The following is a 15506-nucleotide window of genomic DNA, read 5'->3' as shown; positions in this document are numbered from 1 at the left end:
GACTGACACGACGCCTTCGCGAGCAAGCCCGCTCCCACAGGGGGGGCCAGGCAAGTCGGGTGTTATCAAACTTTTTGATCGTTATGCCCGATAATTCAGCCTAAGCGCCTGCCGGAACCTGCTGTTACAATGCCGGCCTGCGAATCTTCAGACTTTTTAGATCAGGAGCACACAGGTGCCTGTCGTTTTTGTCGCCGCTTGCAAGCTGCCAACGCCTTTTGCGCAATTCACCATGCACGGTTTTCTCGATGAAGCCACCGGCCGCGAGCACGTTGTGCTGAGCCTGGGTGAAATTGACGACGGTGCCCCGGTCCTTGGCCGGTTGCATTCCGAGTGCCTGACCGGTGACGCCCTGTTCAGCCAGCGCTGCGACTGCGGTTCGCAACTCGAAGCGGCGCTCAAGGCCATCGCCCGCGAAGGCCGTGGCGTGCTGCTGTACCTGCGCCAGGAAGGTCGTGGCATCGGTCTGCTGAACAAGATCCGCGCCTACGAGTTGCAGGACGGCGGTGCCGACACCGTGGAAGCCAACGAGCGTCTGGGTTTCGCCGCCGACCAGCGTGACTACGCGATGTGCCTGCCGATGCTCGAGCACCTGGGCGTGAAGTCGCTGCGCCTGATGACCAACAACCCGCGCAAGGTCAAAGCCCTGACCGACATGGGCATCGTCGTCGCCGAGCGCGTGCCGCTGCACACCGGCCACAATCCGCACAACAAACTGTACCTGGCGACCAAGGCCAGCAAGCTCGACCACATGATGGGCAACGAGCATCAGGGCGAGGTCGACCGCGCGTGACCCGCGGTCAGGTGCGCCGCCGCCTGGCGGTCGACTGGTGGAAGTATCTGGCGTTGGCGCTGCTGCCGCTGTTCGTGCTCAACGCACTGTTCGGCCAATATGAAGCGTTTCTGCCGGTACTGACCATGCCAATGTTCATTGCCGGTGTCGCCTCGATGTTTGTCAGTCTGAAGTTTTTTGGTGGCTACAAACACGCACTGATCGCCACCCAGAAAGCCCTCGATACGCCTGCCGAGCCGGCGGCCTGGATCGCGCTCGCGGCCCGTCGTCGTGTCGCGTTCCTCGCTGCATCGCTTCCGGCGTGGATCGGTGCGCTGGCGGTGTTCGTCGGCCTCGAAGCCGTACCGCTGATGCTGCTGGCGCTGTCCACGGCCGTGCTGTTCTACCTCTATCGCATCCCGCGTCAACTCGGCTGATGCGTCGTCTGTGGCTGGCGCTTCTGCTGCTGGCCGTCGCCGGCCCGGCGCTGGCGAGCCTGCGGGTGGTCAGCCTCGCGCCTTCGCTGTCGGAAATTGTCGTTGAGCTGGACTCGGCCGATCTGCTGGTTGGCGTGCTCGATGCCGGCGAGCGTCCTGCCGCGCTCAAGGATGTCCCGTCAGTGGGCCGCTACGGTCAGCTGGACATGGAGCGTCTGCTCAGTTTGAAGCCCGATTTGTTGCTGTTGTGGCCCGGCAGTGTCGGCCCCGCGCAACGCGATCAACTCAAACGCCTGAACATCCCGACCTACGTCGCCGAACCGCACAATCTCGAACAGCTTTCTGCACAGATCGAAGCCATTGCCGCGCAACTCGGCCGGCCTGAACGTGGGGTGACACTGGCGGCGGATCTGCGCCAGAAACTCGATGACCTGCGCCAACGCTATCGCCGGGAGACGCCGCTGACAGTGTTCTATCAAGTCTGGGACAAGCCGCTGTACACCGTCGGTGGTGGGCAGATCATCAGCGATGCGCTTGAGGTATGCGGCGCGCGCAATGTGTTTGCCGATCTGAGTTTGCCGGCGCCGCAGGTCAGTATCGAAGCGGTGTTGCAGCGCGATCCCGCGGTGATTCTGGCCGGTGATCAGGCCCAGCTTGATGCCTGGAAAGCCTGGCCGCAGGTGGCGGCGGTGAAGCAGGGGAAACTACTGTTGGTTACTGATAAAGGCCTTGAGCGCCCGAGTGGGCAGATGATCGAGGCAACCGCCAAACTCTGCCATTTGATTGCGCCTGACCGCTGAGACCGAGGTGAATTCTTCGCGAGCAAGCCCGCTCCCACATTTGGAATGCGTTCCCCCTGTGGGAGCGGGCTTGCTCGCGAAGAGGCCAGTCGAAGCAGCGCAAATTCTGGATCAGAGCTCCGGCGTCCAGGTCACCCCAAACACCCAGGCCCGACTTTCCTCGCGATAGCCATACTGGCTGCCGTCATAGCTGTAGAGCGCGCGGCTATAGCTTTTGTCGAACAGGTTCTCGACCTTCATATCCAGTTTGATCTCGCGGTTCAGTGCCCAACTGCTGCGCAATCCGATCAAGCCGTAGCCGCCCAGTGACTGGGTGTTGTCCTTGTCGTCGTAGCTACTGCTTACCGCCTGCCAACTGGCGCCCAGACCCAGTCGGTCAAACTGTCGATCCAGATCCCAACTCATCGTGCGCCGTGCGCGGCGGGCCAAGGTGTGCCCGGTATCGCGATCACGCGGATCGATGATCGCCACGCCGAGATTGCTCTGCCAGCCGAACAGCTCCTGCTTCAATGCCGCTTCGAAACCGTTGATCCGTGCCGAGGCCACGTTCTCCGGGCGTGAGTTGCTGCCGAAGATGATCGCGTCTTGCAGGTCGGTGCGATAAATCGAAGTTTCCAGACGACTGGAATCGCTCAACTGGCTACGCCATTGCAACTCGTAGCTTTTCGAGGTTTCCGGTTTCAGGTTCGGGTTGCTGAAATCCGGGTAGTACAGGTCGTTGAAGGTTGGCGCGCGGAAGCCTTCGCTGTAGCTCAGCAGCAGATCGTTGTCCGGGTTCAGCGGCAGGGTAAAGGTGCCGCTCCAGGTGTTCTGGCTGCCGAACTGCTGGTTGTCGTCGTGGCGCAGGCCCAGCTCTGTGGAGAAGCTGTCGGCCTGATAGCGATGCTGGATGAACGCGGCGCGGTTCCAGCGGCTGTCCTCGTCGAACGCGGTGCTGCTGTTGACCCGGTCTTCGTACCAGTCGCCGCCGAGGATCAGGCTGTTGCGCGCATCCAGAGTCAGGTCGTTCTGCCAGTTCAGCGAATCGCGATAGGTGTTGAACACCGTGCGCTCGTCGCTGAGCTTGTCGAAGGTTTTCTCGCGATTCTCGCTGTGACCGAATTCGACGCGGGTTTTCCAGATTTCGTTGACCCGGGCATCGACGTAGCTGCTGACACTGCTGACGTTGAAGTCGCTGTAGGGCTGCTGTTGCACCGACTCGAAAGTGGTCGTATCGAAGCGCCCGAACGGGTTGTCGAACTCGCTTTTGCCGCGGTTATCCAGCAGGTTGGCGCCGACTTCGATGTCATCGGTCAGCGCATGGCTGAGACTCAGGCTGACGGATTGATTGCGGTACGCATCGTGATCGCCGTCGCTGGGGTAGGACACGTGCGTACGGTCGATACCGGCAGTGTCATCGAGGCTGGCGCCCAGGTTGAAGCGGGTTTTCTCGTCGCCACCCGACAGGCCGAGACTGCGTTCCCAGGTCTGGTTGCTGCCGAAACCGACGTGCAAGCGAGGCTGTAAACCTTGCTGGTTACCGCGTCGGGTGAAGATCTGAATCACCCCGCCAATCGCATCGCTGCCGTAAATCACCGAACGCGAACCGCGCAGCACTTCCACACGTTCGATCTGGTCGATGTTCAGGTGCTGCAGGTTGCTGTCGCCGGAGGTCGAGCTGCCGATGCGCTGGCCGTCGACCAGCACCAGACTCTGCGCCGACTGGGTGCCGCGAATGTAGATCCCCGGCAGGCTGCCGCGCCCACCGGCCTGCGCCACCTGCACGCCCGGCACCCGTTGCAGCAGGTCGGTGACGCTGCCCGGTTGCAGGCGGTCGATGTCTTCGCGGGTAAACACGGTGTTGGCGGCGCTGCTGTCGTTGCGCGCTTCGACCTGGCGGTTGGCGCTGATCAGCGTGTCCGGCAGTTTCAGGGCTTCGTCGCGTTCGAAGGTGTCGGCGAAGGCACTGGCGGCTGGCAGCAGGAGGAGGGGCAGGGCGAGGCGCGAGAGGTTCATCGGTGATCCAGTGGATATTTCTGATGTACACAAATCAAATGTGGGAGCGGGCTTGCTCGCGAAGGCGCCGGCTCAGTCAACTCATCATCGACTGAACCGGCGCCTTCGCGAGCAAGCCCGCTCCCACATGGGTATTGCGTGTTACTTGTTGAGCAGTTCCAGACGCTCACGAATCGAAGCTTCGATTCCCGCTTCGTCCAGCCCACACTCGGCCAGCATCTGCGCGGGTTTGGCGTGCTCGACGTAGATGTCCGGCAAGCCCAGATGCAGCATCGACTTGAGGATGTTCTCGCGCGCCAGGAATTCGCTGACCGCGCCACCGGCACCGCCCATGACCGCGTTCTCTTCGATCGTCACCAGCAACTCGTGGTTGCCGGCGATTTCGCGCACCAGTGCCTCATCCAGCGGCTTGACGAAGCGCATGTCGACCACGGTCGCATCCAGCTTCTCGGCGACTTTCAGCGCTTCGCTCAGTTGCACGCCGAACACCAGCAGGGCGACTTTGCTGCCCTGGCGACGGACGATGCCCTTGCCGATTTCGATCGGCTCCAGATCCTTATCGATGGTCGCGTTCGGGCCAGTGCCGCGCGGGTAACGCACGGCCGCCGGGCCGTTGTACAGGTGGCCGGTGGTGAGCATCTTGCGCAATTCGTTTTCATCGCTCGGGGTCATGATGACCATCCCCGGGATGCAGCGCAGGTAGGACAGATCGAAGCTGCCGGCGTGGGTCGGGCCGTCTTCGCCCACCAGACCGGCGCGGTCGATGGCGAACAGCACGTCGAGGTTTTGCACCGCGACGTCATGCACCAACTGGTCATAGCCGCGTTGCAGGAACGTCGAGTAGATCGCCACCACAGGCTTGGCACCTTCGCAGGCCATGCCGGCGGCGAACGTCACCGCGTGCTGTTCGGCAATCGCCACGTCGAAGTAGCGCAACGGGAAACGTTCGCTGAACGCCACCAGGTCCGAACCTTCCTTCATCGCCGGGGTGATGCCGACCAGCCGCGGATCAGCCGCCGCCATGTCGCACAGCCATTCGCCGAACACCGCCGAATACTTCGGCCCGCCAGCCTTTTTCGGCGCCGCGGCCGGAGCGTCGAGCGGTTCGAGCTTGGTGATCGCGTGGTAACCGATCGGATCGACTTCCGCCGGGGCGAAGCCTTTGCCTTTCTTGGTGACGATGTGCAGGAACTGCGGGCCTTTCAGATCGCGCATGTTGCGCAGGGTAGCGATCAGGGTTGGCAGGTCGTGGCCGTCGATCGGGCCGATGTAGTTCCAGCCCAGCTCTTCGAACAGGGTGCCGGGAACCAGCATGCCTTTGGCGTATTCTTCGGTGCGACGGGCGATTTCCCAGGCGCCGGGCAGGCGCGACAGGACTTTCTTGCTGCCCTCACGCATGCTCGCGTAAGTGCGGCTGGAAAGGATCTTCGCCAGATAATTCGACAGACCACCGACGTTGCGCGAGATCGACATGTCGTTGTCGTTGAGGATCACCAGCATGTTGGCGTTGACTTCCGGCGCATGGTTCAGCGCCTCGAAGGCCATGCCGGCGGTCAGCGCGCCGTCGCCGATCACCGCAATCGCCTTGCGATCGCTGTTTTGCAGGCGGGCGGCAATGGCCATGCCCAGCGCGGCGCTGATCGAGGTGCTGGAGTGGCCGACGCCAAAGGTGTCGTACTCGCTCTCGGCGCGACGCGGGAAAGCGGCGATGCCGTCCTTCTGGCGCAGGGTTTCCATGCGCTGGCGGCGACCGGTGAGGATCTTGTGCGGATACGCCTGATGACCGACGTCCCACACCAGCCGGTCATCCGGGGTGTCGAAGACGTAATGCAACGCGATGGTCAGCTCGATGACGCCCAGGCCGGCACCGAAATGCCCACCGGTCTGGCCGACCGTGTAGAGCAATTCCAGGCGCAACTCATCGGCCAGGGTTTCCAGCTCGGCTTCGCCTAACCGGCGCAGGCCGTCCGGCGTGTTCGCGCGGTCGAGCAGGGGCGTGGTCGGGCGCTTGCGGGGAATCTCATGAAACGTCGTGGGCATCAGGCGAATCGTTATAGGTATAAAAGATGCGGCAGTTTACCTGATGCATCGCCCCCTGCCCACGCGTTGGTCTTTTTTGGCAGGTTGGCGTTCAGTTACGCCGCTCGACGATATACCGGGCCAGGTCGCGCAAAGGCTCGGCTGCCGCGTCAAACGGTCGCAGCGCGTGCAGTGCCTGATCGCGCAGTTCCAGGGCGTAGACCTTGGCCGCGTCCAGCCCCAGCAAGGCCGGGTAGGTCGGTTTGTCGCGGGCGATGTCGGCGCCCTGGCGTTTACCGAGGGTTTCGGTATCGCTTTCGACGTCGAGAATGTCGTCCTGTACCTGGAAGGCCAGACCGATGGCCTGTGCATAAGTCTGCAGGGCATTGAGTTGATCCTGCTCGGCACGGCCGCTGGCCAGGGCGCCGAGTTTGACGCTGACTTCGATCAGCGCGCCGGTCTTGTGCCGGTGCATCTGCTCCAGTGCTTGCTGATCCAGCTTCAGACCGACCGAACCGAGGTCGATGGCCTGACCGCCGACCATGCCCGCCGGGCCTGCCGCGTGCGCCAGCGCCGTGACCTGTTGCAGACGGATGTCAGCGTCGAGGTTGCTCAGGCGCGGGTCGAGCAGGGCGCTGAAGGCCAGGCTCTGCAAACCGTCACCGGCGAGAATCGCGCAGGCTTCGTCGAATTTCTTGTGGGTGGTGGGCTGGCCGCGACGCAAATCGTCGTCGTCCATCGCCGGTAAATCGTCGTGCACCAGCGAATAGGCGTGGATCAGCTCCACCGCGCAGGCCGCGCCGTTGGCTTGCTCAGCCTTGCCACCGAGCGCTTCGCACGCGGCGTAGGCCAGCAGCGGGCGCACGCGTTTGCCGCCGATCATCACGCTGTAGTGCATTGCCTCATACAGGCGCGACAGTTCCGGCAGCGGAGCCTTGAAGAGGATTTCCAGTGCCGCATTGACCCGCGCCTGACTGGTCGCCGAATACGCCGCAATCATTCTGGCTGTTCCGCGTCGAAGGGTTCCTCGGCGAGTTCGCCATCGCGCTCCAGCAGCACTTGCACCTTCTGCTCGGCCTGGGCCAGCGCTGCCTGGCAGTCACGGGTCAGACCGATGCCCTGCTCGAAAGCGGTCAGCGAGTCTTCCAGCGACAATTCACCGTTCTCCAGACGCTCGACCAGTGTTTGCAGGTCGGCGAGGGACTGTTCGAAATCCAGTGCAGCTTTTTTGCGGGCCATGGCGGCGATTTCCGGTTGACGTTAAACCGGCGCGACACTAGCAGATAGGGGGTTTATGGGCAAATGAGGAGCCCCGGACGACCCCGCTTTACTGTGGCGAGGGAGCTTGCTCCCGCTGGGTTGCGTAGCGACCCCAAAACCCGCCGCCGCAGTTCTTCAGGCAGATTGTAATGACCGGATTGGGCCTGCTGCGCAGTCCAGCGGGAGCAAGCTCCCTCGCCACAGTATTTGTGGTGACTTATGAAGGTTGGAGCTTATTCGGCTCATTTTGTGAGCCGAATAACGCTTCTATTCGGCTCACGCCCAACAAACCTGCGTGATTCCCACAGCAAATCCAGATGTATCCGATTGTTAAAAAACTGCCGAATCGCTAATCTTCGCGCCTTCTACGACCCGCTGGTCACGGGGTCTTTCAGACGAAACGCAGTTTCCACCGCTGTGAAGTACCGAGGATCGGGTGCAAGGTTTCGTTCAGGCATGGCAGGAGGCACTACATGCGTTCATTTCTTTTGTTGCTGATCGGTCTGGCTGGCGCGCCTGCGCTGCTGGCGGCGCCGACTGCCGAACTGTCGGAACCGTCGGGCGGTTGGCGCTACAACGGTCTGCTTGATCGCAGTGAAAACCCGCAAGTCGCCTATCCGACGCCGCCAATCGACCGAGGCATCCAGCGCAATCGCACGATGATCCAGGGCCAGCTCAAGGCCATCGGCAATCAGCGCGGGCCGCACACGCTGGCGGTCAATGGCAATCCACTGAATCTGTACACCGACGATGACGGGCGATTTGCCCGCCCGTATGCGTTCGGCGCCGGTTCCAACAGTGTCGAAGTGCGCAGCGCCGAGGGGCAGTCGCTCAAGCGCGTGCAGTTCTACGAAGCGAACAACCTGCGCACTCCGGCGAAAATCCGTGTGGTGCTGGGTTGGGACGATCCCAAGGCCGAACTCGACCTGCACATCATTACGCCCGACGGTCAGCACGCGTTTTTCGCCCACACGGCGCTGACCAACGGCGGCGGTCTGGACCCGGACGGCGTCGATGGCCCCGGCCCGGAAATGTTCACCATGACCGCGCCGCTGCATGGCACCTATCTGGTTTACGTCAACTATTGGGGCAACTTTGGCGACGGCGGCTATAACTTCGAGGAGGCCAGCAATCAGAACGAGGTCATCACCTCGCAAATCACGCTGGTGCTCAACGAAAACACGGTCGACGAAAAACGTGAAACGTTCATCGTGCCCCTGCGGGCGATCGGTGATCTGCTGCTGGTCAAGACTTTCAACTATTAAGCATCCCGCTCCACGGATGAACTTCGGGTTTTGTGAACATGAGTGATAACGCTGCTTCTCCGGCCGTCCCGACACCTGCCGGCAAACCTTCCCGGCGCTGGCCGGCGCTGCTGATTGGCCTGGTCCTGGTGGCCGGGGTAGCGGGTGGTCTCGGCTGGCTGCTGCACAAGCCCAAGTTGCCGGCGGCTCTACTTGCCAGCGACAAGCTCGGCCTGAGCCGCCCGGACGCACTGCTGGAAACCCGCTCCCTGAGCCAGTTGCCCAAGGACCTGCTGACGGTGCCGTTCCTCAAGGCCACGCTCACCGAAGATTTCGTCTTCTATTACGAAACCCACGCTGACCGCCTCGGCCTGATCGGCAGCCTGCGACGGATCATCTACGAGCACGACCTGAAGCTGCAGGACAGCCTGATCGAGCAGCTTTTCGATCAGCCAGCCGATGTCGCGTTGTGGCGCGGCGCCGATGGCCGACTCAAGGATTTCCTGCTGGTGATGGATCGCGGCGGTCTGGCGAAACTGCTGGAGCCGCTGGCGAAAGTCGCGCTGGATGACTCGCAACTGAGCAAGTTCGGCACACTGAAAGTCGGCAGCGACGAGGTGACGCTCTATCAACTCAGCTACAACGCCAGCAAATCGCTGCTGTTCGCTTCGCGCGGCGACAAGCTGGTGGTGCTGTCCAATCCGGCCAAATACTACGACGCCGACAACGGCGCCTCGGAGGAGTCGGGCCACGTGTCTTCACAAGCGCTGGCAGCGTTGCTCAATGGCGACAAACTGTTCCCCGAAGCCTTCGGTTTGGCAACGAAAGCGCCGGAAATCAAACAACGCCTGTCGGTGAGCTCCAGCGTGCTTGCCATGGGGTATCAGCGCTTCATCCCGAACTTCGCCGGACTGCGTTTCGACATGGACGACAAGGGCTGGCACAGCTTTCTGGCCATGGACGAACTGGACAATCAACCGGACTTCGATTTCAAACCGGTGTGGCAGGCCATGCCGCTGGGCGCCAGTGCCTGCGTGACCTTGCCGGTGGCGGCCGAACCGCAGAAACCATTGCTGGTGAAACTCGGCGCCGACGAGGCTGTGGCCGGACGCATGATCACCCACGTCGCCGGTGCCGCCGGGCTGTGCTGGTATGCCGACTCACGCCTGTACACGCCGTTGCTGGTGGCGAGCCTGAAGAACGAGGACACCGGCCGGATCGACGGTGAACTGGGTGCATTGTTCAGTTCGATGATCGGCGCGTATGAAAACAACGTTGAGTACCACGCATTCCCGGTGGTCGAGAAACAGGAAGGCCAGAGCCACGTGTGGCAGCGTCAGGTCAGCTCGAATTTTGGCCAGTACCCGGCCAAGGATGCCGAGAACCCGGACGCGATCACCGGCAAGGCGTTCATGAAAGTCAGCATGGCGCGTCACAACTCGACCCTGCTGTTTTCCCTCGACGACAAACTGGTGGAAAAGGCGATTGGCACCCTCGACAAACGCTTCCCGCCGATGGCCGACGTGCTGCCCAAAGACGTGCTGATGCCGATCTACTTCGGTCCGGATGCGATGGCGCAACTGATGCAGCAGGAAACCCTCGACAGCCTGCCGCAGGACATGGAGCCGGTGTTCTACAACGCCGCGCAAACCTACCTGATCCCGAAACTGCGCACCCTCGGCGGTTATGGCAAATACGCGCTGACCCTGCCCGAAGGCAGCGAGCCTGACGGCCACTGGCAATGGCTGCCGCTGGAATGGAAAGCGCTGTGACGACACTGATCCGCAGCCTCGGCCTGCTCGCGCTGTTACTCAGCGCCGGCGCCCGAGCCGTCGAAGCGCCGGCGCTGGATCCGGCGCAGTCCCAGGTGTTCCGCGCCTGGTTCGTGCGCATCGCTCAGGAGCAACTGAGCCAGGGGCCGAGCCCGCGCTGGTATCAGCAGGATTGCGCGGGGCTGGTGCGTTTCGCTGCCAACGAAGCGTTGAAAGTCCACGACGACAAATGGCTGCGCAGCAATGGCCTGTCCAATCGCTACCTGCCCCCGGAGCTGACGCTCAGCGATGAGCAGCGCAAGCTCGCCCAGCAATGGCAGCAGGGCGGCGGCAAGGTCGGGCCGTACGTCAACGCGATCAAACTGATTCAGTTCAACAGCCATCTGGTCAGCCGTGACGTGTCCCAGGCACGCCCCGGCGACCTGATGTTTTTCGATCAGGGCGACGACCAGCACCTGATGATCTGGATGGGCCGCTACATCGCCTATCACACCGGCACGACCACCCCCACTGACAACGGCATGCGTTCGGCAAGCCTGCAGCAACTCATGACATGGAAGGACACCCGATGGATACCCGACGCAGCCAACCCCAACTTCATCGGCGTCTATCGACTGAACTTTCTCTCCCAATGACCGGTGCCCGCATGCTGCGACTCTGCGCTCGAATTCCCCTGCTGCTGGCGCTGTTGCTGCCACTGGCGACCGTCAACGCCGAAGACTCGGTGGAGCCGAGCGGCTACACGCCGGTCTCTGGCGAAAGCTTTTTCCTGCTGGCTGACAGCAGTTTCGCGGCGGACGAGCAGGCGATGGTGCGTCTCGAAGCACCCGGTCGCGACTACCGCCGCTTCCGCATGGAACCGTACGGCGGTGCCGACATCCGCGTGTACCGCATCGACAAACCGCTGGATTTCCTCAAGCGCCAGAAGAACCTGCACCGCGTGGTCAGCGACGGTCAGTTCAAGGGCGAAGGCCTGTCCAACACCCTCGCGTACCTGTGGGACAACTGGTACCGCAAATCGCGACGGGTGATGCAGCGTGCGTTCTCCTACGAATCGCGCAAGCAGGTCACCGAGGAAGTGCCGGAACTGAAGATGGGCAACGCCATCGCCGCGCCGACCCCGTACGACGCACAGCCGCAATTCGCGTTGATTCCGGGTCTGCCGCTGGTCAGCCAGTTCCGTTATCCACTGTGGCAGGCCAAACCGATCCAGCCGCCGGCCGGGGTCAATCTGGCAGGGTCTTCCAGCGAGTTCGTCAGCGTTGCACCGGGTAACGTCTACATCCCGTTGGGCAAGCTGAAACCGGGCCTGTATCTGGTCGAAGCGCTGATCGGCAAGTACCGCGCGACCACCATGGTTTTCGTCTCCAACACCGTGGCAGTGAGCAAGATTGCCGGTGATGAATTGCTGGTCTGGGCCGCACGCAAACACGAAGGCAGTTCGGTGCCGAAGGTCAATGTGCTGTGGACTGACGGCCTCGGCGTGATGAGCAGCGGCGCCACCGATGCCGATGGTTTGCTGCGTCTGAAACACGTCAGCCCCGAGCGCTCGTTCGTGATCGGCGAGGACGAAGAGGGCGGGGTGTTCGTCTCCGAGAACTTCTATTACGACAGCGAAATCTACGACACCAAACTCTACGCGTTCACTGATCGACCGCTGTATCGCCCGGGTGATTGGGTGTCGCTGAAAATCGTCGGTCGCGAGTTCAAGAATGCGCGGGATTCGGTATTGCCGGGTGCGGCGGACGTCACGGTCAGCGTCCTGGATGCCACCGGCACCGAGCTGCAACGCCTCGACCTGAAACTCGATTCCAAGGCCGGCACGCAGGGCCGGTTCCAGTTGCCGGACAACGCTGTGGCCGGTGGTTACGAGATCCGCTTCAACTACAAGGATCAGGCCTACAGCAGCGCCTTCCGCGTGGCTGAATACATCAAGCCGCACTTCGAGATTTCGCTGAACCTGGCCAAGCAGGATTACCGCACCGGCGAGCCGGTGAAGGGCAGTCTGGTGCTGCTGTACCCGGACGGCAAACCGGTGGCCAACGCCAAACTGAGCCTGAGCCTGCGTGCCCAGCAACTGTCGATGGTCGACAATGAGCTGCAATACCTCGGGCAATTCCCGGTGGAGTTGACCAGCACTGAACTGACCACCGACAGCAAGGGCAACGCGACCCTCGACCTGCCGGCCGCCGACAAACCGAGCCGTTACATGCTCACCGTGTTTGCCAGCGATGGCGCGGCGTATCGGGTCAAGACCACCAAGGAAATCCTCATTGACCGTGGCGCCGCAAGCTTCCGTCTGAGCGCGCCGCAACGCTTCAGCGCGGTCAACGACAAGGTAGCGTTCAGCTACGCCAATGAGGGCGGCAGCGAGCAAAGCAAAGCCGTCACCCCGAGCAGCTACAGCTGGGTGCGCCTGGAAGACCAGAGCACCGCTGAAGGCAAGCTTGCGGCGACGGACAAGGGCTTCAGCATTGCTTTCGAACGTCCGGGTACTTACAACCTGACGCTGAAGGATCAGCACGGTCGCGTCCTCGGCGCCACCGGCCATTCGGTCACTGGCGACGGCGTCAAAGCGGTGCCGGGCACTGTGGAAATCGTCCTCGACAAGCCCGAGTACAAGGCTGGCGATGAAGCGCTGGCGCTGATCACGTTCCCGGAGCCGGTGAGCGATGCCCTGCTGTCGCTGGAGCGTGACAAGGTCGAAGCCACCGCGCTGCTGGCCAAGGGCGGCGACTGGCTGAAACTGGAAAAACTCAGCGACACTCAATACCGCGCACGCATCCCGGTGAAGGATAACTTCGCGCCGAACCTGACCTTCTCGGTGCTCTACACCAAGGGCGGGCAGTACAGCTTCCAGAACGCCGGGATCAAAGTGATCGCACCGCAAATCGACGTGGCGATCAGCACCGACAAAGCGGTGTATCTGCCGGGCGACACGGTCACGGTTGACCTGACCACGCAGTTCGCCGGCAAAGCGGTCCCGGCGCACCTGACCGTCAGCGTCGTCGATGAAATGGTCTACGCGCTGCAACCGGAAGTCGCACCGACCATCGACCAGTTCTTCTACCACCCACGCCGCAACAACGTGCGCACCAGCGCCAGCCTGTCGTTCATCAGTTACGACGTGGCGTTGCCGGGCAGCCCCGGCGCGCCGGGCAAGGCCAACCGCAGCGAGCGTGGGGTGAAAGTGCTGGAGCGTCCGCGTCGCGAAGACGTCGACACCGCTGCTTGGCAGCCGGAATTGTTGACCGGTGCCGACGGCAAAACCCGGTTCACCTTCAAGATGCCGGACTCGCTGACCCGCTGGCGCATCACCGCCCGCGCCATTGCCGATGACGGTCAGGTCGGGCAGAAGAAGCAGTTCGTCCGTTCGGAAAAACCGCTGTACCTGAAATGGAGCGGGCCGAGCAAATTCCGCAAGGGCGATCAGCCGCAACTCGGTGTGTTCGCCTTCAGCCAGGCGGAAAAACCGGTCAAGGCTGAGCTGGTCACCCATTACGCTGGCGCCGAACAACGCCTGCCGGTGACCCTGAATAACGGCATCAACTACGTGCCGCTGCCAGCGTTTGCGCTGGCGACGGGTGAGTGGACTGCCGAGCTGGTGCAGGATGGCAAAACCGCGGACTCCCTGGCTGTGCGCCTGAGCGCGACCGGTGACGGCTGGCAAGTCACGCAAACCCAGAGCCTCGACGTGGCCAGCGGTGACACTCCGTTGAGCCTGCCGGCGGACGCCACTGACATTCGTCTGCGTCTGGATGACAGTCCGCAAGCGCTGTTCCGTTCCGCGCTCGACGATCTGCTGAGCTACCCGTACGGCGGCGTCGAGCAGACGGCCAGTCGTTTGCTGCCGCTGAGCATCGCTTATCCGTCGCTGGCGTCGAGCCCGCAGATCCGCGATCGCCTGCGCCTGATCATGCAGAACAGCCGTCTGCGTCTGGTGCAAATGGCCGGCCCGTCGGCGAGCTTCACCTGGTGGGGCTTCGACGGCGAGCCGGACGCGTTCCTCACCGCTTACGCCTACTACGCCGACTGGAACGCCAGCCAAGTGCTGGAGCTGACCTTGCCACCGGAGCACTGGCAGCGAGTGCTGGAGGTCTACGCCAAGCAAGCGCCGAACACGCCGCTGCTGCAGCGGGCACTGATTCTGTCGTTCGCCAAGCAGATGCACCTGCCGGTGAATACCCTGCTCAGCGGTTTGATGGACGATCTGGCCAAGGCCGGTGAGGGCAATGCCGAAACCCTGATGGACGACGGCGAAGACAGCCTGGTGATGAGCGACCCGGATTCGGCGCTCGGTCTGGCGGCGGCGCGGGTGTTGACCGCGTCGCTGGCGACGCAGTCGAAAGTCGCGTTGCCGGACGCATTCAATCGTCAGGTTGGCGCGGCGCAACAGCGTCTGGCGGTCAGTTCGCAGCCGTTTGCCGAAGCGCTGAACCTGTCGCTGCAAGCGTTCGATCAGGCCCGTGCGACGGCGTTGCTGCAACGTCTGCTGCCACAGCAATCGACCCTCGAACGCGCCCTGGCGCTGAGCTGGTTGCAACGCAGCATCGCCCAGGCCTCGCCGACCATCGCGCTGATGCCGGGTGAAGGCTGGAAGAAAAACTACGGCGCGACCGGCGAGATGTTCTGGACGTGGCAGGGTGCGACGCCGGTGCCGAGCGTGTTGTCGGTGTCCGGCACTCAGGAGCGTCCGCTGCGGGCGGCGCTGAGCTTCCAGACCCGGCAACCGGCGGTCGATCCAATGGCCGTGACCATCACCCGGCGCCTGTCGCGACTGGTGCCGGGCGATGAAGCCTTCACCTTCAAGCTGGAACCGGTCGGCAGCAAACCGCTGTCCAGCGACAGCCTGTACCTGGACGAAGTGATCCTCACCAGCAAGGCGCCGAAACCGCTGCGCTACGGCATGCTCGAAGTGCCGCTGCCACCGGGTGCCGATGTCGAACGCACCACCTGGGGCATCAAGTTGCAGGGCAAGGATGGCACCGAACCGACCGCGCTGGAGAAAGCGCGTTTCGAGCCGGGGCAACTGGCTTATGCGGTGCCGGTGGATGCGCTGAGCGGCGAATTGCGTCTGCGCCATCTGGTGCGTTTCTCGCAGAAGGGTCAATTCAACCTGCCGCCGGTGCGCTTCACTCAGGTCTACGCCCCGCAGCATCAGGCCCAGGAAGCGAAAGCCGCCCTCGGTCAGGTCACGGTCAACTGAC

Annotated in this window: 11 protein-coding genes; 7 read left to right on the top strand and 4 right to left on the bottom strand. The window is 62.6% G+C overall.

Annotated elements, in window-relative coordinates; translation table 11 throughout:
• The first annotated feature begins 175 nt into the window (after window positions 1–175).
• Genes ribA through ACVHNU_RS21585 form a run of 3 tightly spaced genes read left to right on the top strand, consistent with a single transcriptional unit; the run spans window position 176 to window position 2009 of the window.
• Window positions 176–793, top strand: coding sequence for a GTP cyclohydrolase II (gene ribA, locus ACVHNU_RS21595; RefSeq protein ID WP_003228637.1), 618 nt, complete (start codon window positions 176–178; stop codon window positions 791–793).
• Window positions 790–1209: a hypothetical protein gene (locus ACVHNU_RS21590; protein ID WP_007968175.1), complete on the top strand. Its 420-nt coding sequence runs from the start codon at window positions 790–792 to the stop codon at window positions 1207–1209. The genes ribA and ACVHNU_RS21590 overlap by 4 nt, the downstream gene beginning before the upstream one ends.
• Window positions 1209–2009: a cobalamin-binding protein gene (locus tag ACVHNU_RS21585; protein WP_473018280.1), complete on the top strand. Its 801-nt coding sequence runs from the start codon at window positions 1209–1211 to the stop codon at window positions 2007–2009. Before ACVHNU_RS21590 ends, ACVHNU_RS21585 begins: the two co-directional genes overlap by 1 nt.
• Before the next feature lie 111 nt (window positions 2010–2120).
• Here ACVHNU_RS21585 and ACVHNU_RS21580 read toward each other — a convergent pair whose 3' ends face one another.
• The 4 genes from ACVHNU_RS21580 to ACVHNU_RS21565 all read right to left on the bottom strand — a co-directional run bounded on the left by ACVHNU_RS21580 (window position 2121) and on the right by ACVHNU_RS21565 (window position 7262).
• Window positions 2121–4004 carry a TonB-dependent receptor domain-containing protein gene (locus tag ACVHNU_RS21580; RefSeq protein ID WP_473018279.1) on the bottom strand — a complete coding sequence of 628 codons (1884 nt, stop codon included), beginning with the start codon at window positions 4002–4004 and terminating at the stop codon, window positions 2121–2123.
• Between the two features lie 141 nt (window positions 4005–4145).
• Complete coding sequence (gene dxs / locus ACVHNU_RS21575; RefSeq protein WP_103521353.1) at window positions 4146–6044, bottom strand: 1-deoxy-D-xylulose-5-phosphate synthase; 1899 nt, start codon at window positions 6042–6044, stop codon at window positions 4146–4148.
• 91 nt (window positions 6045–6135) lie between these two features.
• Window positions 6136–7023 carry a (2E,6E)-farnesyl diphosphate synthase gene (gene ispA, locus ACVHNU_RS21570; RefSeq protein ID WP_473018278.1) on the bottom strand — a complete coding sequence of 296 codons (888 nt, stop codon included), beginning with the start codon at window positions 7021–7023 and terminating at the stop codon, window positions 6136–6138.
• The gene (locus tag ACVHNU_RS21565) at window positions 7020–7262 is read right to left on the bottom strand and encodes an exodeoxyribonuclease VII small subunit (RefSeq protein WP_003228627.1); all 243 of its coding nucleotides are present in this window, start codon (window positions 7260–7262) and stop codon (window positions 7020–7022) included. Before ACVHNU_RS21565 ends, ispA begins: the two co-directional genes overlap by 4 nt.
• 494 nt (window positions 7263–7756) lie before the next feature.
• On the opposite strand from ACVHNU_RS21565, the gene ACVHNU_RS21560 reads away from it, so the two are divergent.
• From ACVHNU_RS21560 to ACVHNU_RS21545, 4 genes are read left to right on the top strand one after another with little or no spacing between them, the layout of a single operon-like run.
• The gene (locus ACVHNU_RS21560) at window positions 7757–8548 is read left to right on the top strand and encodes a YfaP family protein (RefSeq protein WP_103521354.1); all 792 of its coding nucleotides are present in this window, start codon (window positions 7757–7759) and stop codon (window positions 8546–8548) included.
• Between the two features lie 38 nt (window positions 8549–8586).
• Window positions 8587–10299: a DUF2138 domain-containing protein gene (locus ACVHNU_RS21555; protein WP_003228620.1), complete on the top strand. Its 1713-nt coding sequence runs from the start codon at window positions 8587–8589 to the stop codon at window positions 10297–10299.
• Window positions 10284–10934 (top strand): DUF1175 domain-containing protein, encoded by a 651-nt coding sequence (locus ACVHNU_RS21550; protein WP_003228618.1) that lies wholly within the window; start codon window positions 10284–10286, stop codon window positions 10932–10934. The genes ACVHNU_RS21555 and ACVHNU_RS21550 overlap by 16 nt, the downstream gene beginning before the upstream one ends.
• Complete coding sequence (locus ACVHNU_RS21545; RefSeq protein ID WP_473018277.1) at window positions 10931–15505, top strand: alpha-2-macroglobulin family protein; 4575 nt, start codon at window positions 10931–10933, stop codon at window positions 15503–15505. The genes ACVHNU_RS21550 and ACVHNU_RS21545 overlap by 4 nt, the downstream gene beginning before the upstream one ends.
• The last annotated feature ends 1 nt before the right edge of the window (window position 15506 follow it).

It is taken from the genome of Pseudomonas sp. Ors-4-3C, assembly GCF_055755035.1.
Note: the sequence above shows the minus strand (reverse complement) of the source record. Positions and strands in the feature narration are given on the sequence as shown.